Source organism: Gordonia westfalica (assembly GCF_900105725.1).
Lineage (GTDB): Bacteria > Actinomycetota > Actinomycetes > Mycobacteriales > Mycobacteriaceae > Gordonia > Gordonia westfalica.
Genome location: NZ_FNLM01000008.1, coordinates 1 through 23,063 on the forward strand (window position 1 = coordinate 1; position 23,063 = coordinate 23,063).

Genomic DNA, 23,063 nt, shown 5'->3' on the forward strand with positions numbered 1-23,063 from the left:
GGGGCTCAACGGCGAGCGCACCATCTGGATTCACCGCGGCCTCACCCAAGCGGAGAGACGGTGCACCCTCACCCACGAGCTGCTGCACCGGGAGATGCCTGACGCTGATGAGGACACGATTGAGCGTGAGACGGCTCGCCGGCTGATCACACTCCGCAGTTGGTGGACGCCTTCCGTTGGCTTCGTCACCCGTCACTGCCTGAGCTCGCTGAGCATCTGTGGGTGGACGAGCAGACGGCGTGGACGCGGATGCAACACCTGCGACCCGATCGAGGTCGCCGAGATCGAAGCGGCGACCGAGGGTGACTGGTCGTGGAGTGACGTCGCATGACGGACGAAGAGAAGGCGATGCTCGACCTGGCCGGGCGGAGATGGAACTACGCCGGCAACCTCGAGCAGAAGGTGCGAGACGAGTTCGGCATCAGCCTCACCCGGTTCTGGCAGATTGTGAACCGCCTCCTGGACACTCAGGAAGCTTTAAGCTACTCACCGCAGGTGGTGAACCGTCTGCGGTGATTACGAACCCGGAGAACCCCATGAAACGCGCCATCGCCCTGGCAGCAGCAGCCCTCTTCACCACCACCCTCGGCGCAGGAGTAGCCGACGCCGCACCCCGCGACATCACCCCGACCATCGCCTTCCCCGGCGAACACGTCCGCTACTTCTTCTCCTCCGACACCCCACGCAACGACATCGCCTACTACGCGGCCGGCGGACGTCTCGTCGTCGCCAAAGATGTGGTGTTCCAGCCCACACTGATCAACATCGGGTCCGGGCCGCGCTACCACACCCACCGGGCGTTCACCTCACCCGGCCGTCAGCTCATCGGTTCGTCGATGCAGACGCGTGGATGGTCGGCGCAGTGTCAGGTGCAGTTGGATGGCCGGACTGTCGACTCGGCGTATGTGCCGGGTCGCCGATTCGCCAACGCCAACTGCTAGACGTCGGGAAGCGCGAGTAGTTTCTCGAGTTGCCCGAGGGCGGCGCGGGTGAGGTCGGTGGAGGTGTGCGCGTACTGCCGGTGCGACGTAGTGGTGGTGTGCCCCAAGATGGCCATTCGGGTGGCTTCCTCCACGCCGGCCTCCTGCAGGAGGGTGGCGACAGTGTGGCGGGCGGCGTGCTGATCCGGCGCGTCCTCCACCTTCCCCACTACCGCGGCTTGTACACACAGCTGCTTCCAAGCGAGGGTGTCGTCGCGGGGCTGGATGGCCGCCCATCGTCCCGGGTGAACACCAACCCCTGCGACGGGTTGCCCTTCTGCTCCCACAATTCGGTGAGCGCAGCAACCACGGGCGGCAGCAAGGGCACCAGCCGACGCGACCCCGACGTCTTCGTGGGCACCAGGCACGCCGTCCAGTGCACCGGGGTGAAGGTGAAGGTGTCGGGGACGTCGAACGCTTCCCGCGGATACACGTCACCTTGCGGGCGAGGGCCTTTCTTCAACTTCAACCGGGCCAACTGCCACGAGATGTCAATGACACCCACACCGAGGTCGACACGATCCCAGGTGAGGCCCAAAGCTTCGGCTTGGCGGGCACCGGTCAGTAGGGCCAATGACCAGCGGGCTGCGTCTGTTGCGTCACGTGACGCCACATGCAGAAGCACTGCCCGTGCCTGCTCCACAGTGAGGGGAACGCGCTCCTCGGAGCGGGCCTGGGGCGGTCCATACGCTCGCACGGGTTGTTGCCGATCTTCCCGTCTTTCACTGCATCCCCCAACGCTTTCGCCAACACTGAGTAGGCGGCTTGGGCGGTGCGGGTGGTGTGTGCGTCGGCGACGTGGTTGACCATGCGGCGAACATCAGTGGGGGTGAGCTTCCCCAGCTTCTTCGACCCGACATGCGGGATGAGTTGGTGTTTGATGGTGGACCGGTAGGTGGCGAGGGTGCGGGGTTTCAGGCGTGGCGCGGCGATCGTGTCCACCCAGTAGTCCAGCCACTGGGCGACGGTGATCTGGCCGGCGTTGGGGAGGATGCCGTTCGCGAGGTCTTTCCGCATGGCTGCGAGTTCGGCCACGGCGTCGGCGTATTTCTTGCGTCCACGTTGGTAGTACTTGCCGTCGGGGAGGAGGACTTGCGCCATCCACATGCCGTCGGCCCGTTGGTACAGTCCGCCTTCACCTTTCGCCCTACGGCGCTTCTTCGGGGCATATCGGCTCACTTACGTTTGTACTTACGTTTACCCCAGTCTATGCGCTGTCTAGACAAACTCGTGAAAACTTCAGTTACCTGCAGGTATTCGCTCAGCCTTGACAGTAGACCCACCATGAGCATACCCCTAAACACAGCTTCCCAAGCTGAATACGCGGGTTCGATTCCCGTCATCGGCTCCAGGTCAGAGGGCATTTTCACTCCGACGCTTACGTTTAGACTTACGTGTATCTCGCAAAGTGAGGTCCAGTCCCCTCCGTCGCGAGTCTTCCAAACTAGCTACGCGGGTTCGATTCCCGTCACCCGCTCCAGGTCAGAGACCACACAGGCTCTCGACTACAGCCACGGTTACAGCCAAGGCATTCAAGTACAGCCATCCAGCACCACGCTGGGTGGCTGTACTTGTACATACACGTCGATGGAGAGCGGCATGAGCCTTCGTAATCAGTCGATGTGCTCCAGCGCGGTGTCGGCGAACCACCACCCGTCGCCGAACAACTCCCGCGCCCATGCCGTGGCGTGAGTGAACTCCACCCGGTGCAGTAGGTCGGGCACGCGTTCCTGGGCGATGATCTTCCCAGCCGCCTCGGCGTTCCCTAGTGAGGTCACCCGCACGCGGTCCCCTACCTTGAACTCAGGCATCGGTCCAGTCCTGTCGTACGAGCTTGCTGGGATCGTTGGGTACATACTCGCCAACCGTTTCGGGATGGCTGGTGGAGTTGGTGACGTAGAGGATGGGCCAGTCGGTTCCAGGTACGAAGTCCACGATTCGCCCAGTGTGGTCACCGACAACAGTCCGCACACGATCCCCTACCTTGAACTCAAGCATCGTTCCCCGCCCTCGCCTGTTCCAACCGCCATTCGTGTACGCAGATCATTGCGCCGGTGTGGAGATAGCCCGTGTTGCGGGCGTCGGCGTACACCTGCGCCTCAGCTTGGGCAGGGAACAGCTCCGCATTCAACGGGCAGTCGCGGCCAGACAGGACGTTGACGGAGAACTCGCGAGCCTCCCAGGTCCGATCGCCGTGGTCGGCGACACGAACCTCTGAGAAGGTGTCGGCGGGGTGGGCTTCACGCCGGTGTGCCGGGCGGAAGTTGCGGCATCCCTGCCCGGGAACCACGAGACACTCGTCCTTGAGCTCAGGCGCGCTCACGGCTCGACCTCACCAGAGGTGATGTACACGTCTCCGTCATGGAGGACGACACTCTCGGCTTCGCCGTAGTAGTAGCCGCCCGTAGGTTCAGACCACACGCCCATCTGCGCCCAGTCGATACAGGCGGTGGCATCCTGGGGCATCTGCTGCAGCTTGGCGATCAGTTCGGCTACGGTCATTCTCCTATTGTCCCAGGTTGTGGCCTATTTCTCCGGTGACACACCCACCCTTGCCGGGCAAGCCATTAAGATCCCCACATGGGTCAACTCACAGGCAACACCCGGCAATTCGGAACGTGCGCGTGTGGATCGCAGATCATCAGCCGCGAGGAGCGAACTCAGGTACGCGCTCGGCCCACAGTCTGGGGCCGCGCAGAGTGTCAGTCACCTCCGCTGACCTGCGGAGTGCGCAACGGTGGCAGGGAAAGTCAATGGCTGAGCGCACTCGCGAATGGTCCGGTGCCCACGCTATTCAAGGACATCCAGGAGGGTGACTTTGTGTTTGCCAAGGGCCGCTGGCGGCAGGTCACATCACGTACTGTCACAGAGCTCACCCTTGGCCTCGATCAGGTATCACTGAGTGAGTTGGTGGACGTGAATGCGGAGCGGGAGATTCTGCGTCCGTCCTGAACCAGTCCGTCCAGTCCGCACTTTGATCCGACTTTGGGGACACCAACAGACTGGCGTCTCCCCCAAAGTCCTCCACCAGTCGCCGGCATTCGGGCAGTCCGGATCGTAGGGTGGTCGGTAGATGCGGATGCGTGGAGTCATGAGCCTTGGACGCAGCCGCGGGGTGGCGGGGTTCCCCTCAACGCAAAGAAAACGCCCCACCCTCACGAAGAGGATGGGGCGTTCAAGGTTGTCCAAGTTCAGAGCGGGTGTCGCATCATGACGCTCTGCGATCGGGTTCCCAGTGTTTCCTATCAGTGGCCGGCGCATCGCGCTCCGACGATCAGTGTGTGTTCCTGAACCTCACCCGCTCTGAACTTGTGAGATAACAGTAGCATCGACTTCTGTTGCAGCGCAACACATTTCACGAAACCCGTATGATCACCTGGTGACCGATCGGGACGTACTACGCGCCGCAGCCGAAGCCATACGCGCACAGATGCGCCGCCAGCAAGCCGAAATGACACAAGCCACCGACGGCGGATGGACACCACCCGACCCCGACCTACTCGCACTCGCCGTCGAATGCGACGACGTGGTCTACTCCCAGCGCGCCGAGGCCCCGGACCTCACCGACCGGCTCGCCGCGGTACTCGGCGACGCCTGGGAGCCGTGACAGCGGTGTCCCGATTCCGGTTATGGGCGGGGGTCAGCCCCGACCGACGATCATGTACTGGCCTGTGGTGAAAGTGCTGACGACCTCCACCCACTCCCACTGATCGGTGAGCACGAGGGTCGGCACACCGTCGATGCCGATCGGCGCGGACACGGTGACCGCGTTGGCTGAGGCGTCGATCTTCTTGATAGTGAAGCGATACCCAGCCGATCCGGTGTTCGGCAGTGAGATCGTGAACGCTCCACCACTGGCATCGCACATGTTGAACGGCGCGGTGTTGGTGGTGATGTTGTAGGTACCGGATCGATTGCCGAGCCCGGTACGGAATCCGCCTGTGAGAGCGACCGCCCCCGAGGTCGTGATCGGATACGCACCACCAGCAGTGCGAAGTCCAAGGCTGGACAGGACGGTGCCGAGGTCGTCTGTTGCGGACGGCTTCGTGCCGAGCGCGGACGTGCCGAAGAATCCCACCTCGGCCATCGACTTCGCCCCGGTGATCGTCTGGTCGGTATCGAGCGTGACGCCTGCTGCGCCACCGGATTCGACTTCGGCCCAGTCGGTGCCGTCCCATCGCTGCAACTGGTCGTCGCCCTGGTCGTACTCGACGCCACCTATGCGGGCCGCACCAGTCACGTCGAGGGACACCAGGGCGCGAGTTCCAACGAGATCGCCGGGGCCGTGGACGGTGACCGAGCCCGGCTTGTACTCGCCGCTGCCGTTGACATCGGCGGCGTGTACCGCGTAGGACGTCCCCGCTTCTCCGAATATCTCGATGGTCCCCTGGGTGAGGTCCACGATCACGTCTGACGCGAGGCTCGACACCTCCACGCCCTTGGCTGTGGTGTGAATCTCGGGGTCGATGATGCGTGTACCAGTGCTGCCGCAGCGCGCGAGAACACCGTTGTTGGTGCCGTAGTAGCGCGGTCGTAGAATGCGATACCCGTAGTCGCCCGCGTAGGTGGTGTTGCCGTGTGACCAGCCCGACGAGTCGCCGCCGACCACGGTGTCATCGACCGAGTAGATGTCGCGTGACCGCAGTCCGTGGGTCTGGTAGGACACCCCAGCGGGGCGGTACGACCGGCACGACCGCGACCCACACCGCGCCGACGCCACGTAGTTGGCGACGTGTCGTGTCCCGTAGGCGACGCTACGGGTGAACTCGCCATCGACGCAGTGAGTCATGCGCCCGATGTACCCGTGCCCTGATCCTGTCTGGAATGGGTTTCGCCCCTCGATGTCGATGGTTCGCGGGCGCAGGCACTTGTTGAAGTTGACGATGTGGTTCTCCCACCCCTCGGCGCGCACGTTCTCCACTCGGGGGTCCACGCAGGCGTAGAAGTAGAACAGGTGACCGCCTGAGGTCTCGATGTCCCCGGTGTACATGCCGTCGGGGTTGGTGTCGATGATGAGTCCGATGTTCTTGACGACCGGACGGACCGGGGTCGAGATGCGTTGCAGCGTGGGGACCACGGAGAAGTTGGCCTGGTACTGGTGGCTGAGGGGGATGCGGAGGCGCACGGTTCCTGTGGACGGCGTGATCGACTGCACGATGTTGACCTCGCCGCGTCCGACCCACGAGGCGTTCGCGCCAGTGTCCCACCGGGCGACGGGGTATCGGTCACGGACGATGACCAGGTCGTCGGTTGAGAACCCGTTCGATCCTGAGAAAGGGTTCGTGATTACCTCGGTAGCTCCACGGGCGAACCCCGAGCTGCTGAGATCAACCTCAGGGCCGACGGTGGACGACCACGAGATAAAGGGGCTGGCCACCGACAGGTCGCCGGAGTCCATCGTTTTCGTCACAACCCGTGCGCCATTGAAGTCGAGCGTGAGTGACTTACCGGTGATCGACAAGGGGTCGAGGCGGTAGGTCTTGGTGGCATCGAAGACGATCGTCGAACCGTCAGGCACGGCAGCGATGAGATCAGTCAACGCGGCGGTGTCATTAGTGCCACTCCCCGAGTTGGCATCACCCCCGGCCCAGTCACCCACGAGACCGTGCTCGCCGACGAAGAACACGCCCCCCACGCGCGGAGCATAAGTTTCCTCAGCTACCTCTTGTGTGAGGAAGCCTGTGGTGCCTGCTGCGACACGGGCATCGACCGCGGCACGGGAGGCAGACCCCTCGGCGGTGATCTTCGATGCCACCGCCGAATCCGGTACCGCACCTGCCGTCACGTCCTCCAGGATTTGGGCTGCCTCATCACGGGCCGTGCGGGTCTCGTCCCGCAGGGTGGCGACAGCGTTCACCACGGCTGGGGTGTAGGCGTCGGGGTCGTAGTCCTCGATCAACTCCTGCAGCGTGTGCGAACCTTCTGTCAGGACAACCGAATACCACTTCGACCGGTAATCCTTCGCCCCGAAGATCGCCTTCTGCACCTGGTACGGACCCTCAGGGAGCAACCCCGAGTCGTAGAAACCAGGGGCGGACGGGTGCGTGGGCGGGTTGATGGGATGACGGTGGGCGCCGAGTACACGGTCACCCCAGCGTTGTTGCGGTCCACCGGCACCCGAATCCACAGTTTCGAATCCCGCGGCGGGAACCCCCCATCGGGGAGCTGATACACACCAGTCAAACGTCCGGACATGAACTTCCTTTCGAACAGGAGGGGGGTACCGCAGACGGGCGCCTTATGCGGGGTGATGTTGATCCAGCAGCCAGACACTGACTGAGGTCCGCCATTCGAGGCATGCCACATGGTGAGTTGGTCGCCTGCGGCGACGGTCAACGACACTGTGCCGGTGAGTCCGACGCTGCCGACGTCGACACCGTTGCGTTGGATTTTGATGTTGCCGTTACCAGTCGCCGACCAGGTGAGGGTGACGTTCCCGGCGCCCTTCACGACGAGCGCATTGTTGGTGACCGTCGCCGGATAGGTGGGGTCAGAGGTGAACCCGGTCACCTGCACATACGGGAGGAACGAGTTCGATACTGACCCGTTCTGCATGCGTTGACGGGTGAACGTGACGAGGGTGGCGGTCGCGGCACTCGATGTTGCAGCACTGTTGGTGCCGGTCAGGGTGTGGCGGGGTCGGGATGTGGCTGTGCCAGTGACAGTCACAGTGTTGGCGGCGGCGAGCTGGGGGCGCAGGTCTGCGGTGTCGGCGACATTAATGGTTTGCAGTGCCGCCAGCGTGTAGCGTGCCCGCGCCGTACCGGTTTGGTCGGCAGCCACCGTTTGAGAAGCGGCTAACGGTACGCGTAGGCCACCCAGTTCGGTGGCCTGCCCCACGGTGGTGGTTTGGGTGGCGGAGATGGTGTGTCGTACCCTCACCACCGCCACAGACGTCACCTCGAACGTTTGGGAGGCATCCGCATTCACCGATCCCACCGATGGCACTGACGATGCTGTCGGCGCCACCACCATGTCTTGTGCTGCATCCAGCTCAATGCGTGGGCGGGTGACGACAGGTTGGGTGATGGTGATGTCTTGTGTGGCGGTCAGGGTGTAGAGAGTTGCCGTCGACGCTGCAGGGTGACAGTGGTCGCTTGTGTAGCGTCGAGTGTGTAGCGGGCGCGGCCATCGCTGCTGGTGTCGGTGGTGATGGTGTTGGTTGCGGTCAGGGTGTAACGGGCACGCACCACACCCACACCAGCCACCACACCCGAACCGGTACCGGCTATGCCGACACCGAGTTTCCCGGACTGCCCACCTGGACGGATTGCTCCGCATAGTCCACGCAGAGTCGGGCGTACACCACACCCGCAGCGGTGACGGTGATGGTGTTGCCGGACATCAACCGTTCTTTGGTGCGGGGCCGGCGGGTCCGATAGTGCGGGGCCGTCGGCAACCTCACCCCAGTGTGCCGGGCTTCCGGTACCACCACCCGCGTGTGGGGTGCAGCAGGTAGCACCACACCCACCCGCGGAACCGGTACCGCCGTAAACAGGTAGGGACGGTTGGGGACTGCCGTCACCACCCTGCCTGCCAGAACGATCATCTACGTGATGGTGATCGTGGGGGTGACGTCGATGGTGGCGTTCGCACTGACTGTGGTGGAGGGATGGACAGTTTGTCCAAATAGGTGCCGGAGGTTTGCGCCGAGTACACGCCGGCCGCGACGACGGTGGTGGCGGGCACGTTGATCGACACCTTCGACCCGGTCATGGAACCCGACGCCGGAGTCCCCCAGGTCGTCTGCTGGCGGGCATACGCGGGGGTACCGCCCGACACCTCGGATGCGCCGGTGCTGCCGGGGTCGGCGGTGTGCAGGGAAATCCACGTTCCCTGCGCTGCATACGCATTGAGCAGGGCGGTTTTCATCGCGTTGGTGGCGAGTGCCATGTCATTCTCCTAGGTTGTAGTTGATGTCGAGGTGGAGGGTTTGTTCGGCGGTGAGGTCGACGTGTTCCCGCCCGTGATCGTCGATCCAATGTCGGGTGCCGTTGTCGTCGGTCCACTCAGACACGGCGGACTGCTTTCCCGTAGTAGAGGGGATATTCCTGGGTGGGGGTTTCGGGCATCGACACCGTGAGCAGGAAGTGGGTGGCCCGCCCGATGATGGGGGCCAGCGTTTCCTGTTGCACCACATAGTCGATGGAGGGTGGTTCCACCACGCCGGGGATGGAGATGATGGGGGTGGTGGCGTTCCGGACGGGGTCGCCTTCGAAAAAGTAGAGGGTCGATGCTGCACCGACCGGCCACGATGTGATGTTGCCGGAGGTGGCGTCGATGGGGTCGAGGGAGAAAACCAGGTCACTGTTCTGGTAGAGGGGGATTTCCGCTTTCGTTCCCTCCCATCCGAGGGTGACGGTGGTCATGGTGTCTCCTGTTCTGTGAGTTCATATCCGAGTGCGCCAAAGCATCAGCGTGGGTGGCGAGGTCGGGGTTGATGGTCATCGCGAACGACTTCGAGTCAGTCGACAGGATCGGGGTCAAACCGTTGGCGGGGTCACCGTCGTAGTCGATGACCTGGCCACGCTCATCGACAGGAACACCGACACATCCGGTTTCAGATGCGACCGCGAGACGGGAACTGCATTCCCATGCTGGTGAGAATCGAAGTCATGTCAGGCACTTCCACCACCAACACCAACAGGAACCCATCCTCCGTGGAGTACAGGTTCGTGATCGGCGCATTGCGGAAGAGCTTCAGCCACAACCCTTGTGGTTCAACTCTCTCCAGCAATCGCGATCACGAACCTGTACTCCACGGAGGATGGGTTCCTGTTGGTGTTGGTGGTGGAAGTGCCTGACATGACTTCGATTCTCACCAGCATGGAATGCAGTTCCCGTCTCGCGGTCGCATCTGAAACCGGATGTGTCGGTGTTCCTGTCGGATGAGCGTGGCCAGGTCATCGACTACGACGGTGACCCCGCCAACGGTTTGACCCCGATCCTGTCGACTGACTCGAAGTCGTTCGCGATGACCATCAACCCCGACCTCGCCACCCACGCTGATGCTTTGGCGGCACTCGGATATGAACTCACAGAACAGGAGACACCATGACCACCGTCACCCTCGGATGGAGGGAACGAAAGCGGAAATCCCCCTCTACCAGAACAGTGACCTGGTTTTCTCCCTCGACCCCATCGACGCCACCTCCGGCAACATCACATCGTGGCCGGTCGGTGCAGCATCGACCCTCTACTTTTTCGAAGGCGACCCCGTCCGGAACGCCACCACCCCCATCATCTCCATCCCCGGCGTGGTGGAACCACCCTCCATCGACTATGTGGTGCAACAGGAAACGCTGGCCCCCATCATCGGGCGGGCCACCCACTTCCTGCTCACGGTGTCGATGCCCGAAACCCCCACCCAGGAATATCCCCTCTACTACGGGAAAGCAGTCCGCCGTGTCTGAGTGGACCGACGACAACGGCACCCGACATTGGATCGACGATCACGGGCGGGAACACGTCGACCTCACCGCCGAACAAACCCTCCACCTCGACATCAACTACAACCTAGGAGAATGACATGGCACTCGCCACCAACGCGATGAAAACCGCCCTGCTCAATGCGTATGCAGCGCAGGGAACGTGGATTTCCCTGCACACCGCCGACCCCGGCAGCACCGGCGCATCCGAGGTGTCGGGCGGTACCCCCGCGTATGCCCGCCAGCAGACGACCTGGGGACTCCGGCGTCGGGTTCCATGACCGGGTCGAAGGTGTCGATCAACGTGCCCGCCACCACCGTCGTCGCGGCCGGCGTGTACTCGGCGCAAACCTCCGGCACCTATTTGGACAAACTGTCCATCCCCTCCACCACAGTCAGTGCGAACGCCACCATCGACGTCACCCCCACGATCACCATCACGTAGATGATCGTTCTGGCAGGCAGGGTGGTGACGGCAGTCCCCAACCGTCCCTACCTGTTTACGGCGGTACCGGTTCCGCGGGTGGGTGTGGTGCTACCTGCTGCACCCCACACGCGGGTGGTGGTACCGGAAGCCCGGCACACTGGGGTGAGGTTGCCGACGGCCCCGCACTATCGGACCCGCCGGCCCCGCACCAAAGAACGGTTGATGTCCGGCAACACCATCACCGTCACCGCTGCGGGTGTGGTGTACGCCCGACTCTGCGTGGACTATGCGGAGCAATCCGTCCAGGTGGGGCAGTCCGGGAAACTCGGTGTCGGCATAGCCGGTACCGGTTCGGGTGTGGTGGCTGGTGTGGGTGTGGTGCGTGCCCGTTACACCCTGACCGCAACCAACACCATCACCACCGACACCAGCAGCGATGGCCGCGCCCGCTACACACTCGACGCTACACAAGCGACCACTGTCACCCCTGCAGCGTCGACGGCAACTCTCTACACCCTGACCGCCACACAAGACATCACCATCACCCAACCTGTCGTCACCCGCCCACGCATTGAGCTGGATGCAGCACAAGACATGGTGGTGGCGCCGACAGCATCGTCAGTGCCATCGGTGGGATCGGTGAATGCGGATGCCTCCCAAACGTTCGAGGTGACGTCTGTGGCGGTGGTGAGGGTACGACACACCATCTCCGCCACCCAAACCACCACCGTGGGGCAGGCCACCGAACTGGGTGGCCTACGCGTACCGTTAGCCGCTTCTCAAACGGTGGCTGCCGACCAAACCGGTACGGCGCGGGCACGCTACACGCTGGCGGCACTGCAAACCATTAATGTCGCCGACACCGCAGACCTGCGCCCCCAGCTCGCCGCCGCCAACACTGTGACTGTCACTGGCACAGCCACATCCCGACCCCGCCACACCCTGACCGGCACCAACAGTGCTGCAACATCGAGTGCCGCGACCGCCACCCTCGTCACGTTCACCCGTCAACGCATGCAGAACGGGTCAGTATCGAACTCGTTCCTCCCGTATGTGCAGGTGACCGGGTTCACCTCTGACCCCACCTATCCGGCGACGGTCACCAACAATGCGCTCGTCGTGAAGGGCGCCGGGAACGTCACCCTCACCTGGTCGGCGACTGGTAACGGCAACATCAAAATCCAACGCAACGGTGTCGACGTCGGCAGCGTCGGACTCACCGGCACAGTGTCGTTGACCGTCGCCGCAGGCGACCAACTCACCATGTGGCATGCCTCGAATGGCGGACCTCAGTCAGTGTCTGGCTGCTGGATCAACATCACCCCCGCATAAGGCGCCCGTCTGCGGTACCCCCCCTCCTGTTCGAAAGGAAGTTCATGTCCGGACGTTTGACTGGTGTGTATCAGCTCCCCGATGGGGGTTCCCGCCGCGGGATTCGAAACTGTGGATTCGGGTGCCGGTGGACCGCAACAACGCTGGGGTGACCGTGTACTCGGCGCCCACCGTCATCCCCATCAACCCGCCCACGCACCCGTCCGCCCCTGGTTTCTACGACTCGGGGTTGCTCCCTGAGGGTCCGTACCAGGTGCAGAAGGCGATCTTCGGGGCGAAGGATTACCGGTCGAAGTGGTATTCGGTTGTCCTGACAGAAGGTTCGCACACGCTGCAGGAGTTGATCGAGGACTACGACCCCGACGCCTACACCCCAGCCGTGGTGAACGCTGTCGCCACCCTGCGGGACGAGACCCGCACGGCCCGTGATGAGGCAGCCCAAATCCTGGAGGACGTGACGGCAGGTGCGGTACCGGATTCGGCGGTGGCATCGAAGATCACCGCCGAGGGGTCTGCCTCCCGTGCCGCGGTCGATGCCCGTGTCGCAGCAGGCACCACAGGCTTCCTCACACAAGAGGTAGCTGAGGAAACTTATGCTCCGCGCGTGGGGGCGTGTTCTTCGTCGGCGAGCACGGTCTCGTGGGTGACTGGGCCGGGGGTGATGCCAACTCGGGGAGTGGCACTAATGACACCGCCGCGTTGACTGATCTCATCGCTGCCGTGCCTGACGGTTCGACGATCGTCTTCGATGCCACCAAGACCTACCGCCTCGACCCCTTGTCGATCACCGGTAAGTCACTCACGCTCGACTTCAATGGCGCACGGGTTGTGACGAAAACGATGGACTCCGGCGACCTGTCGGTGGCCAGCCCCTTTATCTCGTGGTCGTCCACCGTCGGCCCTGAGGTTGATCTCAGCAGCTCGGGGTTCGCCCGTGGAGCTACCGAGGTAATCACGAACCCTTTCTCAGGATCGAACGGGTTCTCAACCGACGACCTGGTCATCGTCCGTGACCGATACCCCGTCGCCCGGTGGGACACTGGCGCGAACGCCTCGTGGGTCGGACGCGGCGAGGTCAACATCGTGCAGTCGATCACGCCGTCCACAGGAACCGTGCGCCTCCGCATCCCCCTCAGCCACCAGTACCAGGCCAACTTCTCCGTGGTCCCCACGCTGCAACGCATCTCGACCCCGGTCCGTCCGGTCGTCAAGAACATCGGACTCATCATCGACACCAACCCCGACGGCATGTACACCGGGGACATCGAGACCTCAGGCGGTCACCTGTTCTACTTCTACGCCTGCGTGGACCCCCGAGTGGAGAACGTGCGCGCCGAGGGGTGGGAGAACCACATCGTCAACTTCAACAAGTGCCTGCGCCCGCGAACCATCGACATCGAGGGGCGAAACCCATTCCAGACAGGATCAGGGCACGGGTACATCGGGCGCATGACTCACTGCGTCGATGGCGAGTTCACCCGTAGCGTCGCCTACGGGACACGACACGTCGCCAACTACGTGGCGTCGGCGCGGTGTGGGTCGCGGTCGTGCCGGTCGTACCGCCCCGCTGGGGTGTCCTACCAGACCCACGGACTGCGGTCACGCGACATCTACTCGGTCGATGACACCGTGGTCGGCGGCGACTCGTCGGGCTGGTCACACGGCAACACCACCTACGCGGGCGACTACGGGTATCGCATTCTACGACCGCGCTACTACGGCACCAACAACGGTGTTCTCGCGCGCTGCGGCAGCACTGGTACACGCATCATCGACCCCGAGATTCACACCACAGCCAAGGGCGTGGAGGTGTCGAGCCTCGCGTCAGACGTGATCGTGGACCTCACCCAGGGGACCATCGAGATATTCGGAGAAGCGGGGACGTCCTACGCGGTACACGCCGCCGATGTCAACGGCAGCGGCGAGTACAAGCCGGGCTCGGTCACCGTCCACGGCCCCGGCGATCTCGTTGGAACTCGCGCCCTGGTGTCCCTCGACGTGACTGGTGCGGCCCGCATAGGTGGCGTCGAGTACGACCAGGGCGACGACCAGTTGCAGCGATGGGACGGCACCGACTGGGCCGAAGTCGAATCCGGTGGCGCAGCAGGCGTCACGCTCGATACCGACCAGACGATCACCGGGGCGAAGTCGATGGCCGAGGTGGGATTCTTCGGCACGTCCGCGCTCGGCACGAAGCCGTCCGCAACAGACGACCTCGGCACCGTCCTGTCCAGCCTTGGACTTCGCACTGCTGGTGGTGCGTATCCGATCACGACCTCGGGGCGGTCGCTCTCACAGGCGGATTCCGTACCGGGCTCGGCAATCGATCCGGTACCTACAACATCACCACCAACACCGCGCCGTTCAACATGTGCGATGCCAGTGGTGGAGCGTTCACGATCTCACTGCCGAACACCGGATCGGCTGGGTATCGCTTCACTATCAAGAAGATCGACGCCTCAGCCAACGCGGTCACCGTGTCCGCGCCGATCGGCATCGACGGTGTGCCGACCCTCGTGCTCACCGATCAGTGGGAGTGGGTGGAGGTCGTCAGCACTTTCACCACAGGCCAGTACATGATCGTCGGTCGGGGCTGACCCCCGCCCATAACCGGAATCGGGACACCGCTGTCACGGCTCCCAGGCGTCGCCGAGTACCGCGGCGAGCCGGTCGGTGAGGTCCGGGGCCTCGGCGCGCTGGGAGTAGACCACGTCGTCGCATTCGACGGCGAGTGCGAGTAGGTCGGGGTCGGGTGGTGTCCATCCGCCGTCGGTGGCTTGTGTCATTTCGGCTTGCTGGCGGCGCATCTGTGCGCGTATGGCTTCGGCTGCGGCGCGTAGTACGTCCCGATCGGTCACCAGGTGATCATACGGGTTTCGTGAAATGTGTTGCGCTGCAACAGAAGTCGATGCTACTGTTATCTCACAAGTTCAGAGCGGGTGAGGTTCAGGAACACACACTGATCGTCGGAGCGCGATGCGCCGGCCACTGATAGGAAACACTGGGAACCCGATCGCAGAGCGTCATGATGCGACACCCGCTCTGAACTTGGACAACCTTGAACGCCCCATCCTCTTCGTGAGGGTGGGGCGTTTTCTTTGCGTTGAGGGGAACCCCGCCACCCCGCGGCTGCGTCCAAGGCTCATGACTCCACGCATCCGCATCTACCGACCACCCTACGATCCGGACTGCCCCGAATGCCGGCGACTGGTGGAGGACTTTGGGGGAGACGCCAGTCTGTTGGTGTCCCCAAAGTCGGATCAAAGTGCGGACTGGACGGACTGGTTCAGGACGGACGCAGAATCTCCCGCTCCGCATTCACGTCCACCAACTCACTCAGTGATACCTGATCGAGGCCAAGGGTGAGCTCTGTGACAGTACGTGATGTGACCTGCCGCCAGCGGCCCTTGGCAAACACAAAGTCACCCTCCTGGATGTCCTTGAATAGCGTGGGCACCGGACCATTCGCGAGTGCGCTCAGCCATTGACTTTCCCTGCCACCGTTGCGCACTCCGCAGGTCAGCGGAGGTGACTGACACTCTGCGCGGCCCCAGACTGTGGGCCGAGCGCGTACCTGAGTTCGCTCCTCGCGGCTGATGATCTGCGATCCACACGCGCACGTTCCGAATTGCCGGGTGTTGCCTGTGAGTTGACCCATGTGGGGATCTTAATGGCTTGCCCGGCAAGGGTGGGTGTGTCACCGGAGAAATAGGCCACAACCTGGGACAATAGGAGAATGACCGTAGCCGAACTGATCGCCAAGCTGCAGCAGATGCCCCAGGATGCCACCGCCTGTATCGACTGGGCGCAGATGGGCGTGTGGTCTGAACCTACGGGCGGCTACTACTACGGCGAAGCCGAGAGTGTCGTCCTCCATGACGGAGACGTGTACATCACCTCTGGTGAGGTCGAGCCGTGAGCGCGCCTGAGCTCAAGGACGAGTGTCTCGTGGTTCCCGGGCAGGGATGCCGCAACTTCCGCCCGGCACACCGGCGTGAAGCCCACCCCGCCGACACCTTCTCAGAGGTTCGTGTCGCCGACCACGGCGATCGGACCTGGGAGGCTCGCGAGTTCTCCGTCAACGTCCTGTCTGGCCGCGACTGCCCGTTGAATGCGGAGCTGTTCCCTGCCCAAGCTGAGGCGCAGGTGTACGCCGACGCCCGCAACACGGGCTATCTCCACACCGGCGCAATGATCTGCGTACACGAATGGCGGTTGGAACAGGCGAGGGCGGGGAACGATGCTTGAGTTCAAGGTAGGGGATCGTGTGCGGACTGTTGTCGGTGACCACACTGGGCGAATCGTGGACTTCGTACCTGGAACCGACTGGCCCATCCTCTACGTCACCAACTCCACCAGCCATCCCGAAACGGTTGGCGAGTATGTACCCAACGATCCCAGCAAGCTCGTACGACAGGACTGGACCGATGCCTGAGTTCAAGGTAGGGGACCGCGTGCGGGTGACCTCACTAGGGAACGCCGAGGCGGCTGGGAAGATCATCGCCCAGGAACGCGTGCCCGACCTACTGCACCGGGTGGAGTTCACTCACGCCACGGCATGGGCGCGGGAGTTGTTCGGCGACGGGTGGTGGTTCGCCGACACCGCGCTGGAGCACATCGACTGATTACGAAGGCTCATGCCGCTCTCCATCGACGTGTATGTACAAGTACAGCCACCCAGCGTGGTGCTGGATGGCTGTACTTGAATGCCTTGGCTGTAACCGTGGCTGTAGTCGAGAGCCTGTGTGGTCTCTGACCTGGAGCGGGTGACGGGAATCGAACCCGCGTAGCTAGTTTGGAAGACTCGCGACGGAGGGGACTGGACCTCACTTTGCGAGATACACGTAAGTCTAAACGTAAGCGTCGGAGTGAAAATGCCCTCTGACCTGGAGCCGATGACGGGAATCGAACCCGCGTATTCAGCTTGGGAAGCTGTGTTTAGGGGTATGCTCATGGTGGGTCTACTGTCAAGGCTGAGCGAATACCTGCAGGTAACTGAAGTTTTCACGAGTTTGTCTAGACAGCGCATAGACTGGGGTAAACGTAAGTACAAACGTAAGTGAGCCGATATGCCCCCGAAGAAGCGCCGTAGGGCGAAAGGTGAAGGCGGACTGTACCAACGGGCCGACGGCATGTGGATGGCGCAAGTCCTCCTCCCCGACGGCAAGTACTACCAACGTGGACGCAAGAAATACGCCGACGCCGTGGCCGAACTCGCAGCCATGCGGAAAGACCTCGCGAACGGCATCCTCCCCAACGCCGGCCAGATCACCGTCGCCCAGTGGCTGGACTACTGGGTGGACACGATCGCCGCGCCACGCCTGAAACCCCGCACCCTCGCCACCTACCGGTCCACCATCAAACACCAACTCATCCCGCATGTCGGGTCGAAGAAGCTGGGGAAGCTCACCCCCACTGATGTTCGCCGCATGGTCAACCACGTCGCCGACGCACACACCACCCGCACCGCCCAAGCCGCCTACTCAGTGTTGGCGAAAGCGTTGGGGGATGCAGTGAAAGACGGGAAGATCGGCAACAACCCGTGCGAGCGTATGGACCGCCCCCAGGCCCGCTCCGAGGAGCGCGTTCCCCTCACTGTGGAGCAGGCACGGGCAGTGCTTCTGCATGTGGCGTCACGTGACGCAACAGACGCAGCCCGCTGGTCATTGGCCCTACTGACCGGTGCCCGCCAAGCCGAAGCTTTGGGCCTCACCTGGGATCGTGTCGACCTCGGTGTGGGTGTCATTGACATCTCGTGGCAGTTGGCCCGGTTGAAGTTGAAGAAAGGCCCTCGCCCGCAAGGTGACGTGTATCCGCGGGAAGCGTTCGACGTCCCCGACACCTTCACCTTCACCCCGGTGCACTGGACGGCGTGCCTGGTGCCCACGAAGACGTCGGGGTCGCGTCGGCTGGTGCCCTTGCTGCCGCCCGTGGTTGCTGCGCTCACCGAATTGTGGGAGCAGAAGGGCAACCCGTCGCAGGGGTTGGTGTTCACCCGGGACGATGGGGCGGCCATCCAGCCCCGCGACGACACCCTCGCTTGGAAGCAGCTGTGTGTACAAGCCGCGGTAGTGGGGAAGGTGGAGGACGCGCCGGATCAGCACGCCGCCCGCCACACTGTCGCCACCCTCCTGCAGGAGGCCGGCGTGGAGGAAGCCACCCGAATGGCCATCTTGGGCACACCACCACTACGTCGCACCGCAGTACGCGCACACCTCCCCCCCCCCCCCCCCCCCCCCCCCCCCCCCCCCCCCCCCCCCCCCCCCCCCCCCCCCCCCCCCCCCCCCCCCGACTACGCCGCGCACCGGCGTATGGCCGGGTCGCCGATTCGCCAACGCCAACTGCTAGACGTCGGGAAGCGCGAGTAGTTTCTCGAGTTGCCCGAGGGCGGCGCGGGTGAGGTCGGTGGAGGTGTGCGCGTACTGCCGGTGCGACGTAGTGGTGGTGTGCCCCAAGATGGCCATTCGGGTGGCTTCCTCCACGCCGGCCTCCTGCAGGAGGGTGGCGACAGTGTGGCGGGCGGCGTGCTGATCCGGCGCGTCCTCCACCTTCCCCACTACCGCGGCTTGTACACACAGCTGCTTCCAAGCGAGGGTGTCGTCGCGGGCTGGATGGCCGCCCCATCGTCCCGGGTGAACACCAACCCCTGCGACGGGTTGCCCTTCTGCTCCCACAATTCGGTGAGCGCAGCAACCACGGGCGGCAGCAAGGGCACCAGCCGACGCGACCCCGACGTCTTCGTGGGCACCAGGCACGCCGTCCAGTGCACCGGGGTGAAGGTGAAGGTGTCGGGGACGTCGAACGCTTCCCGCGGATACACGTCACCTTGCGGGCGAGGGCCTTTCTTCAACTTCAACCGGGCCAACTGCCACGAGATGTCAATGACACCCACACCGAGGTCGACACGATCCCAGGTGAGGCCCAAAGCTTCGGCTTGGCGGGCACCGGTCAGTAGGGCCAATGACCAGCGGGCTGCGTCTGTTGCGTCACGTGACGCCACATGCAGAAGCACTGCCCGTGCCTGCTCCACAGTGAGGGGAACGCGCTCCTCGGAGCGGGCCTGGGGGCGGTCCATACGCTCGCACGGGTTGTTGCCGATCTTCCCGTCTTTCACTGCATCCCCAACGCTTTCGCCAACACTGAGTAGGCGGCTTGGGCGGTGCGGGTGGTGTGTGCGTCGGCGACGTGGTTGACCATGCGGCGAACATCAGTGGGGTGAGCTTCCCAGCTTCTTCGACCGACATGCGGGATGAGTTGGTGTTTGATGGTGGACCGGTAGGTGGCGAGGGTGCGGGTTTCAGGCGTGGCGCGGCGATCGTGTCCACCCAGTAGTCCAGCCACTGGGCGACGGTGATCTGGCCGGCGTTGGGGAGGATGCCGTTCGCGAGGTCTTTCCGCATGGCTGCGAGTTCGGCCACGGCGTCGGCGTATTTCTTGCGTCCACGTTGGTAGTACTTGCCGTCGGGGAGGAGGACTTGCGCCATCCACATGCCGTCGGCCCGTTGGTACAGTCCGCCTTCACCTTTCGCCCTACGGCGCTTCTTCGGGGGCATATCGGCTCACTTACGTTTGTACTTACGTTTACCCCAGTCTATGCGCTGTCTAGACAAACTCGTGAAAACTTCAGTTACCTGCAGGTATTCGCTCAGCCTTGACAGTAGACCCACCATGAGCATACCCCTAAACACAGCTTCCCAAGCTGAATACGCGGGTTCGATTCCCGTCATCGGCTCCAGGTCAGAGGGCATTTTCACTCCGACGCTTACGTTTAGACTTACGTGTATCTCGCAAAGTGAGGTCCAGTCCCTCCGTCGCGAGTCTTCCAAACTAGCTACGCGGGTTCGATTCCCGTCACCCGCTCCAGGTCAGAGACCACACAGGCTCTCGACTACAGCCACGGTTACAGCCAAGGCATTCAAGTACAGCCATCCAGCACCACGCTGGGTGGCTGTACTTGTACATACACGTCGATGGAGAGCGGCATGAGCCTTCGTAATCAGTCGATGTGCTCCAGCGCGGTGTCGGCGAACCACCACCCGTCGCCGAACAACTCCCGCGCCCATGCCGTGGCGTGAGTGAACTCCACCCGGTGCAGTAGGTCGGGCACGCGTTCCTGGGCGATGATCTTCCCAGCCGCCTCGGCGTTCCCTAGTGAGGTCACCCGCACGCGGTCCCCTACCTTGAACTCAGGCATCGGTCCAGTCCTGTCGTACGAGCTTGCTGGGATCGTTGGGTACATACTCGCCAACCGTTTCGGGATGGCTGGTGGAGTTGGTGACGTAGAGGATGGGCCAGTCGGTTCCAGGTACGAAGTCCACGATTCGCCCAGTGTGGTCACCGACAACAGTCCGCACACGATCCCCTACCTTGAACTCAAGCATCGTTCCCCGCCCTCGCCTGTTCCAACCGCCATTCGTGTACGCAGATCATTGCGCCGGTGTGGAGATAGCCCGTGTTGCGGGCGTCGGCGTACACCTGCGCCTCAGCTTGGGCAGGGAACAGCTCCGCATTCAACGGGCAGTCGCGGCCAGACAGGACGTTGACGGAGAACTCGCGAGCCTCCCAGGTCCGATCGCCGTGGTCGGCGACACGAACCTCTGAGAAGGTGTCGGCGGGGTGGGCTTCACGCCGGTGTGCCGGGCGGAAGTTGCGGCATCCCTGCCCGGGAACCACGAGACACTCGTCCTTGAGCTCAGGCGCGCTCACGGCTCGACCTCACCAGAGGTGATGTACACGTCTCCGTCATGGAGGACGACACTCTCGGCTTCGCCGTAGTAGTAGCCGCCCGTAGGTTCAGACCACACGCCCATCTGCGCCCAGTCGATACAGGCGGTGGCATCCTGGGGCATCTGCTGCAGCTTGGCGATCAGTTCGGCTACGGTCATTCTCCTATTGTCCCAGGTTGTGGCCTATTTCTCCGGTGACACACCCACCCTTGCCGGGCAAGCCATTAAGATCCCACATGGGTCAACTCACAGGCAACACCCGGCAATTCGGAACGTGCGCGTGTGGATCGCAGATCATCAGCCGCGAGGAGCGAACTCAGGTACGCGCTCGGCCCACAGTCTGGGGCCGCGCAGAGTGTCAGTCACCTCCGCTGACCTGCGGAGTGCGCAACGGTGGCAGGGAAAGTCAATGGCTGAGCGCACTCGCGAATGGTCCGGTGCCCACGCTATTCAAGGACATCCAGGAGGGTGACTTTGTGTTTGCCAAGGGCCGCTGGCGGCAGGTCACATCACGTACTGTCACAGAGCTCACCCTTGGCCTCGATCAGGTATCACTGAGTGAGTTGGTGGACGTGAATGCGGAGCGGGAGATTCTGCGTCCGTCCTGAACCAGTCCGTCCAGTCCGCACTTTGATCCGACTTTGGGGACACCAACAGACTGGCGTCTCCCCAAAGTCCTCCACCAGTCGCCGGCATTCGGGCAGTCCGGATCGTAGGGTGGTCGGTAGATGCGGATGCGTGGAGTCATGAGCCTTGGACGCAGCCGCGGGGTGGCGGGGTTCCCCTCAACGCAAAGAAAACGCCCCACCCTCACGAAGAGGATGGGGCGTTCAAGGTTGTCCAAGTTCAGAGCGGGTGTCGCATCATGACGCTCTGCGATCGGGTTCCCAGTGTTTCCTATCAGTGGCCGGCGCATCGCGCTCCGACGATCAGTGTGTGTTCCTGAACCTCACCCGCTCTGAACTTGTGAGATAACAGTAGCATCGACTTCTGTTGCAGCGCAACACATTTCACGAAACCCGTATGATCACCTGGTGACCGATCGGGACGTACTACGCGCCGCAGCCGAAGCCATACGCGCACAGATGCGCCGCCAGCAAGCCGAAATGACACAAGCCACCGACGGCGGATGGACACCACCCGACCCCGACCTACTCGCACTCGCCGTCGAATGCGACGACGTGGTCTACTCCCAGCGCGCCGAGGCCCCGGACCTCACCGACCGGCTCGCCGCGGTACTCGGCGACGCCTGGGAGCCGTGACAGCGGTGTCCCGATTCCGGTTATGGGCGGGGTCAGCCCCGACCGACGATCATGTACTGGCCTGTGGTGAAAGTGCTGACGACCTCCACCCACTCCCACTGATCGGTGAGCACGAGGGTCGGCACACCGTCGATGCCGATCGGCGCGGACACGGTGACCGCGTTGGCTGAGGCGTCGATCTTCTTGATAGTGAAGCGATACCCAGCCGATCCGGTGTTCGGCAGTGAGATCGTGAACGCTCCACCACTGGCATCGCACATGTTGAACGGCGCGGTGTTGGTGGTGATGTTGTAGGTACCGGATCGATTGCCGAGCCCGGTACGGAATCCGCCTGTGAGAGCGACCGCCCCGAGGTCGTGATCGGATACGCACCACCAGCAGTGCGAAGTCCAAGGCTGGACAGGACGGTGCCGAGGTCGTCTGTTGCGGACGGCTTCGTGCCGAGCGCGGACGTGCCGAAGAATCCCACCTCGGCCATCGACTTCGCCCCGGTGATCGTCTGGTCGGTATCGAGCGTGACGCCTGCTGCGCCACCGGATTCGACTTCGGCCCAGTCGGTGCCGTCCCATCGCTGCAACTGGTCGTCGCCCTGGTCGTACTCGACGCCACCTATGCGGGCCGCACCAGTCACGTCGAGGGACACCAGGGCGCGAGTTCCAACGAGATCGCCGGGGCCGTGGACGGTGACCGAGCCCGGCTTGTACTCGCCGCTGCCGTTGACATCGGCGGCGTGTACCGCGTAGGACGTCCCCGCTTCTCCGAATATCTCGATGGTCCCCTGGGTGAGGTCCACGATCACGTCTGACGCGAGGCTCGACACCTCCACGCCTTGGCTGTGGTGTGAATCTCGGGGTCGATGATGCGTGTACCAGTGCTGCCGCAGCGCGCGAGAACACCGTTGTTGGTGC

At 63.2% G+C, this 23,063-nt stretch carries 40 protein-coding genes and 1 pseudogene; 18 read left to right on the plus strand and 23 right to left on the minus strand.

Features of this window, described 5'->3' with window-relative positions; genetic code table 11:
• The 3 genes from BLU62_RS00950 to BLU62_RS00960 form a co-directional block, all read left to right on the plus strand.
• On the plus strand, nt 1-331 hold a 331-nt coding region (locus BLU62_RS00950), incomplete at its 5' end, for a hypothetical protein (protein WP_074848004.1).
• A complete protein-coding gene (locus BLU62_RS00955; protein ID WP_074847949.1) occupies nt 328-516 on the plus strand; it encodes a DUF3263 domain-containing protein in 189 nt (62 codons plus the stop codon). The genes BLU62_RS00950 and BLU62_RS00955, both read left to right, overlap by 4 nt.
• 20 nt (nt 517-536) lie before the next feature.
• Nucleotides 537-941: a hypothetical protein gene (locus BLU62_RS00960; RefSeq protein WP_074847958.1), complete on the plus strand. Its 405-nt coding sequence runs from the start codon at nt 537-539 to the stop codon at nt 939-941.
• Here BLU62_RS00960 and BLU62_RS33330 read toward each other — a convergent pair.
• From BLU62_RS33330 to BLU62_RS00990, 7 genes are all read right to left on the minus strand, one after another.
• The gene (locus tag BLU62_RS33330; protein WP_244278012.1) at nt 938-1,150 is read right to left on the minus strand and encodes a hypothetical protein; all 213 of its coding nucleotides are present in this window, start codon (nt 1,148-1,150) and stop codon (nt 938-940) included. The two genes, BLU62_RS00960 and BLU62_RS33330, sit on opposite strands and share 4 nt — an antisense overlap.
• Entirely contained in the window at nt 1,150-1,593 is a 444-nt protein-coding gene (locus BLU62_RS33335; RefSeq protein WP_244278013.1) for a site-specific integrase, read from the minus strand. The genes BLU62_RS33330 and BLU62_RS33335 overlap by 1 nt, the downstream gene beginning before the upstream one ends.
• A complete protein-coding gene (locus BLU62_RS33340) occupies nt 1,542-2,159 on the minus strand; it encodes an N-terminal phage integrase SAM-like domain-containing protein (RefSeq protein WP_244278014.1) in 618 nt (205 codons plus the stop codon). The genes BLU62_RS33335 and BLU62_RS33340 overlap by 52 nt, the downstream gene beginning before the upstream one ends.
• A 434-nt stretch (nt 2,160-2,593) precedes the next feature.
• Nucleotides 2,594-2,791 (minus strand): hypothetical protein, encoded by a 198-nt coding sequence (locus BLU62_RS00980; protein WP_074848010.1) that lies wholly within the window; start codon nt 2,789-2,791, stop codon nt 2,594-2,596.
• Nucleotides 2,784-2,915 (minus strand): hypothetical protein, encoded by a 132-nt coding sequence (locus BLU62_RS34190; RefSeq protein ID WP_280141505.1) that lies wholly within the window; start codon nt 2,913-2,915, stop codon nt 2,784-2,786. Before BLU62_RS34190 ends, BLU62_RS00980 begins: the two co-directional genes overlap by 8 nt.
• Nucleotides 2,916-2,970: 55 nt before the next feature.
• A complete protein-coding gene (locus tag BLU62_RS00985) occupies nt 2,971-3,303 on the minus strand; it encodes a hypothetical protein (protein ID WP_074848012.1) in 333 nt (110 codons plus the stop codon).
• Nucleotides 3,300-3,482: a hypothetical protein gene (locus BLU62_RS00990; RefSeq protein WP_074848014.1), complete on the minus strand. Its 183-nt coding sequence runs from the start codon at nt 3,480-3,482 to the stop codon at nt 3,300-3,302. Before BLU62_RS00990 ends, BLU62_RS00985 begins: the two co-directional genes overlap by 4 nt.
• Before the next feature lie 877 nt (nt 3,483-4,359).
• On the opposite strand from BLU62_RS00990, the gene BLU62_RS32105 reads away from it, so the two are divergent.
• A complete protein-coding gene (locus BLU62_RS32105; protein WP_074848029.1) occupies nt 4,360-4,587 on the plus strand; it encodes a hypothetical protein in 228 nt (75 codons plus the stop codon).
• A 33-nt stretch (nt 4,588-4,620) separates the two neighbouring features.
• Here BLU62_RS32105 and BLU62_RS00995 read toward each other — a convergent pair whose 3' ends face one another.
• The 7 genes from BLU62_RS00995 to BLU62_RS01005 form a co-directional block, all read right to left on the minus strand.
• Entirely contained in the window at nt 4,621-6,966 is a 2,346-nt protein-coding gene (locus tag BLU62_RS00995; RefSeq protein ID WP_139179920.1) for a hypothetical protein, read from the minus strand.
• The gene (locus tag BLU62_RS32110) at nt 6,906-7,928 is read right to left on the minus strand and encodes a hypothetical protein (RefSeq protein ID WP_139179921.1); all 1,023 of its coding nucleotides are present in this window, start codon (nt 7,926-7,928) and stop codon (nt 6,906-6,908) included. Before BLU62_RS32110 ends, BLU62_RS00995 begins: the two co-directional genes overlap by 61 nt.
• 101 nt (nt 7,929-8,029) lie before the next feature.
• A complete protein-coding gene (locus BLU62_RS32700) occupies nt 8,030-8,179 on the minus strand; it encodes a hypothetical protein (protein WP_159441507.1) in 150 nt (49 codons plus the stop codon).
• Nucleotides 8,180-8,208: 29 nt separating this feature from the next.
• Nucleotides 8,209-8,529, minus strand: a complete 321-nt coding sequence (locus BLU62_RS32115) for a hypothetical protein (RefSeq protein WP_139179922.1) — start codon at nt 8,527-8,529, stop codon at nt 8,209-8,211.
• Nucleotides 8,526-8,873: a phage tail fiber protein gene (locus BLU62_RS32120; protein ID WP_139179923.1), complete on the minus strand. Its 348-nt coding sequence runs from the start codon at nt 8,871-8,873 to the stop codon at nt 8,526-8,528. Before BLU62_RS32120 ends, BLU62_RS32115 begins: the two co-directional genes overlap by 4 nt.
• A 1-nt stretch (nt 8,874) precedes the next feature.
• Nucleotides 8,875-8,997: a hypothetical protein gene (locus BLU62_RS34195; protein WP_280141504.1), complete on the minus strand. Its 123-nt coding sequence runs from the start codon at nt 8,995-8,997 to the stop codon at nt 8,875-8,877.
• Nucleotides 8,990-9,349, minus strand: coding sequence for an LtfC-like domain-containing protein (locus BLU62_RS01005; protein WP_074847991.1), 360 nt, complete (start codon nt 9,347-9,349; stop codon nt 8,990-8,992). The genes BLU62_RS34195 and BLU62_RS01005 overlap by 8 nt, the downstream gene beginning before the upstream one ends.
• 476 nt (nt 9,350-9,825) lie before the next feature.
• Here BLU62_RS01005 and BLU62_RS01010 point away from each other — a divergent pair.
• The 8 genes and pseudogenes from BLU62_RS01010 to BLU62_RS01035 form a co-directional block, all read left to right on the plus strand.
• Nucleotides 9,826-10,038 (plus strand): annotated as a pseudogene (locus BLU62_RS01010) (DUF7572 family protein); the annotation flags it as partial.
• A 16-nt stretch (nt 10,039-10,054) separates the two neighbouring features.
• Complete coding sequence (locus BLU62_RS01015) at nt 10,055-10,393, plus strand: LtfC-like domain-containing protein (protein WP_074848020.1); 339 nt, start codon at nt 10,055-10,057, stop codon at nt 10,391-10,393.
• On the plus strand, nt 10,386-10,508 hold the full coding sequence (locus tag BLU62_RS34200) for a hypothetical protein (protein WP_280141504.1): 123 nt from the start codon (nt 10,386-10,388) through the stop codon (nt 10,506-10,508). Before BLU62_RS01015 ends, BLU62_RS34200 begins: the two co-directional genes overlap by 8 nt.
• Nucleotide 10,509: 1 nt before the next feature.
• On the plus strand, nt 10,510-10,689 hold the full coding sequence (locus tag BLU62_RS01020) for a phage tail fiber protein (protein WP_074848023.1): 180 nt from the start codon (nt 10,510-10,512) through the stop codon (nt 10,687-10,689).
• A complete protein-coding gene (locus BLU62_RS32705) occupies nt 10,686-10,853 on the plus strand; it encodes a hypothetical protein (RefSeq protein WP_159441508.1) in 168 nt (55 codons plus the stop codon). The genes BLU62_RS01020 and BLU62_RS32705 overlap by 4 nt, the downstream gene beginning before the upstream one ends.
• A 204-nt stretch (nt 10,854-11,057) precedes the next feature.
• The gene (locus BLU62_RS01025; protein ID WP_074847995.1) at nt 11,058-12,167 is read left to right on the plus strand and encodes a hypothetical protein; all 1,110 of its coding nucleotides are present in this window, start codon (nt 11,058-11,060) and stop codon (nt 12,165-12,167) included.
• Between the two features lie 127 nt (nt 12,168-12,294).
• Nucleotides 12,295-12,870, plus strand: a complete 576-nt coding sequence (locus BLU62_RS01030; protein ID WP_139179925.1) for a hypothetical protein — start codon at nt 12,295-12,297, stop codon at nt 12,868-12,870.
• Nucleotides 12,871-12,887: 17 nt separating this feature from the next.
• Nucleotides 12,888-14,747 (plus strand): hypothetical protein, encoded by a 1,860-nt coding sequence (locus tag BLU62_RS01035; protein ID WP_139179926.1) that lies wholly within the window; start codon nt 12,888-12,890, stop codon nt 14,745-14,747.
• A gap of 50 nt (nt 14,748-14,797) precedes the next feature.
• On the opposite strand, the gene BLU62_RS01040 is transcribed toward BLU62_RS01035, so the two are convergent.
• Nucleotides 14,798-15,025 (minus strand): hypothetical protein, encoded by a 228-nt coding sequence (locus tag BLU62_RS01040; RefSeq protein ID WP_074848029.1) that lies wholly within the window; start codon nt 15,023-15,025, stop codon nt 14,798-14,800.
• Nucleotides 15,026-15,903: 878 nt separating this feature from the next.
• Between BLU62_RS01040 and BLU62_RS01045 the strand changes: the two genes are divergently transcribed.
• The 5 genes from BLU62_RS01045 (at nt 15,904) to BLU62_RS01060 (ending at nt 18,535) form a co-directional block, all read left to right on the plus strand.
• Nucleotides 15,904-16,086 (plus strand): hypothetical protein, encoded by a 183-nt coding sequence (locus BLU62_RS01045; protein ID WP_074848014.1) that lies wholly within the window; start codon nt 15,904-15,906, stop codon nt 16,084-16,086.
• The gene (locus BLU62_RS01050; protein WP_074848012.1) at nt 16,083-16,415 is read left to right on the plus strand and encodes a hypothetical protein; all 333 of its coding nucleotides are present in this window, start codon (nt 16,083-16,085) and stop codon (nt 16,413-16,415) included. Before BLU62_RS01045 ends, BLU62_RS01050 begins: the two co-directional genes overlap by 4 nt.
• A gap of 55 nt (nt 16,416-16,470) precedes the next feature.
• The gene (locus BLU62_RS34205; RefSeq protein WP_280141505.1) at nt 16,471-16,602 is read left to right on the plus strand and encodes a hypothetical protein; all 132 of its coding nucleotides are present in this window, start codon (nt 16,471-16,473) and stop codon (nt 16,600-16,602) included.
• Nucleotides 16,595-16,792: a hypothetical protein gene (locus BLU62_RS01055; protein WP_074848010.1), complete on the plus strand. Its 198-nt coding sequence runs from the start codon at nt 16,595-16,597 to the stop codon at nt 16,790-16,792. Before BLU62_RS34205 ends, BLU62_RS01055 begins: the two co-directional genes overlap by 8 nt.
• A 444-nt stretch (nt 16,793-17,236) precedes the next feature.
• A complete protein-coding gene (locus tag BLU62_RS01060) occupies nt 17,237-18,535 on the plus strand; it encodes a tyrosine-type recombinase/integrase (RefSeq protein WP_244278015.1) in 1,299 nt (432 codons plus the stop codon).
• Here the strand turns inward: BLU62_RS01060 and BLU62_RS33345 are convergent.
• The 7 genes from BLU62_RS33345 to BLU62_RS01085 all read right to left on the minus strand — a co-directional run bounded on the left by BLU62_RS33345 (nt 18,512) and on the right by BLU62_RS01085 (nt 21,052).
• On the minus strand, nt 18,512-18,724 hold the full coding sequence (locus BLU62_RS33345) for a hypothetical protein (RefSeq protein WP_244278012.1): 213 nt from the start codon (nt 18,722-18,724) through the stop codon (nt 18,512-18,514). The two genes, BLU62_RS01060 and BLU62_RS33345, sit on opposite strands and share 24 nt — an antisense overlap.
• Nucleotides 18,724-19,281, minus strand: coding sequence for a site-specific integrase (locus BLU62_RS33350; RefSeq protein WP_074848033.1), 558 nt, complete (start codon nt 19,279-19,281; stop codon nt 18,724-18,726). The genes BLU62_RS33345 and BLU62_RS33350 overlap by 1 nt, the downstream gene beginning before the upstream one ends.
• Entirely contained in the window at nt 19,278-19,508 is a 231-nt protein-coding gene (locus BLU62_RS33355) for a hypothetical protein (RefSeq protein ID WP_244278016.1), read from the minus strand. Before BLU62_RS33355 ends, BLU62_RS33350 begins: the two co-directional genes overlap by 4 nt.
• A gap of 655 nt (nt 19,509-20,163) precedes the next feature.
• Nucleotides 20,164-20,361, minus strand: coding sequence for a hypothetical protein (locus tag BLU62_RS01075; protein WP_074848010.1), 198 nt, complete (start codon nt 20,359-20,361; stop codon nt 20,164-20,166).
• Complete coding sequence (locus BLU62_RS34210; protein WP_280141505.1) at nt 20,354-20,485, minus strand: hypothetical protein; 132 nt, start codon at nt 20,483-20,485, stop codon at nt 20,354-20,356. Before BLU62_RS34210 ends, BLU62_RS01075 begins: the two co-directional genes overlap by 8 nt.
• A 55-nt stretch (nt 20,486-20,540) precedes the next feature.
• The gene (locus BLU62_RS01080) at nt 20,541-20,873 is read right to left on the minus strand and encodes a hypothetical protein (RefSeq protein ID WP_074848012.1); all 333 of its coding nucleotides are present in this window, start codon (nt 20,871-20,873) and stop codon (nt 20,541-20,543) included.
• Entirely contained in the window at nt 20,870-21,052 is a 183-nt protein-coding gene (locus BLU62_RS01085; RefSeq protein WP_074848014.1) for a hypothetical protein, read from the minus strand. The genes BLU62_RS01080 and BLU62_RS01085 overlap by 4 nt, the downstream gene beginning before the upstream one ends.
• A gap of 875 nt (nt 21,053-21,927) precedes the next feature.
• Here BLU62_RS01085 and BLU62_RS32130 point away from each other — a divergent pair.
• On the plus strand, nt 21,928-22,155 hold the full coding sequence (locus BLU62_RS32130; protein WP_074848029.1) for a hypothetical protein: 228 nt from the start codon (nt 21,928-21,930) through the stop codon (nt 22,153-22,155).
• Between the two features lie 32 nt (nt 22,156-22,187).
• On the opposite strand, the gene BLU62_RS01090 is transcribed toward BLU62_RS32130, so the two are convergent.
• On the minus strand, nt 22,188-22,415 hold the full coding sequence (locus BLU62_RS01090; protein WP_074848035.1) for a hypothetical protein: 228 nt from the start codon (nt 22,413-22,415) through the stop codon (nt 22,188-22,190).
• Nucleotides 22,416-23,063: the final 648 nt, after the last annotated feature.

Coding starts and splice junctions, on each gene's coding strand:
- BLU62_RS32115 (WP_139179922.1), bottom strand. CDS start 8,529: ATGATCGTTCTGGCAGGCAGGGTGGTGACGGCAGTCCCCAACCGTCCC.
- BLU62_RS01060 (WP_244278015.1), top strand. CDS start 17,237: ATGCCCCCGAAGAAGCGCCGTAGGGCGAAAGGTGAAGGCGGACTGTAC.
- BLU62_RS01090 (WP_074848035.1), bottom strand. CDS start 22,415: ATGTGCGATGCCAGTGGTGGAGCGTTCACGATCTCACTGCCGAACACC.
- BLU62_RS01020 (WP_074848023.1), top strand. CDS start 10,510: ATGGCACTCGCCACCAACGCGATGAAAACCGCCCTGCTCAATGCGTAT.
- BLU62_RS00955 (WP_074847949.1), top strand. CDS start 328: ATGACGGACGAAGAGAAGGCGATGCTCGACCTGGCCGGGCGGAGATGG.
- BLU62_RS01055 (WP_074848010.1), top strand. CDS start 16,595: ATGCCTGAGTTCAAGGTAGGGGACCGCGTGCGGGTGACCTCACTAGGG.
- BLU62_RS32120 (WP_139179923.1), bottom strand. CDS start 8,873: ATGGCACTCGCCACCAACGCGATGAAAACCGCCCTGCTCAATGCGTAT.
- BLU62_RS00960 (WP_074847958.1), top strand. CDS start 537: ATGAAACGCGCCATCGCCCTGGCAGCAGCAGCCCTCTTCACCACCACC.
- BLU62_RS01045 (WP_074848014.1), top strand. CDS start 15,904: ATGACCGTAGCCGAACTGATCGCCAAGCTGCAGCAGATGCCCCAGGAT.
- BLU62_RS00980 (WP_074848010.1), bottom strand. CDS start 2,791: ATGCCTGAGTTCAAGGTAGGGGACCGCGTGCGGGTGACCTCACTAGGG.
- BLU62_RS01085 (WP_074848014.1), bottom strand. CDS start 21,052: ATGACCGTAGCCGAACTGATCGCCAAGCTGCAGCAGATGCCCCAGGAT.
- BLU62_RS01005 (WP_074847991.1), bottom strand. CDS start 9,349: ATGACCACCGTCACCCTCGGATGGGAGGGAACGAAAGCGGAAATCCCC.
- BLU62_RS00990 (WP_074848014.1), bottom strand. CDS start 3,482: ATGACCGTAGCCGAACTGATCGCCAAGCTGCAGCAGATGCCCCAGGAT.
- BLU62_RS01015 (WP_074848020.1), top strand. CDS start 10,055: ATGGAGGGAACGAAAGCGGAAATCCCCCTCTACCAGAACAGTGACCTG.
- BLU62_RS01025 (WP_074847995.1), top strand. CDS start 11,058: ATGTCCGGCAACACCATCACCGTCACCGCTGCGGGTGTGGTGTACGCC.
- BLU62_RS01075 (WP_074848010.1), bottom strand. CDS start 20,361: ATGCCTGAGTTCAAGGTAGGGGACCGCGTGCGGGTGACCTCACTAGGG.
- BLU62_RS32705 (WP_159441508.1), top strand. CDS start 10,686: ATGACCGGGTCGAAGGTGTCGATCAACGTGCCCGCCACCACCGTCGTC.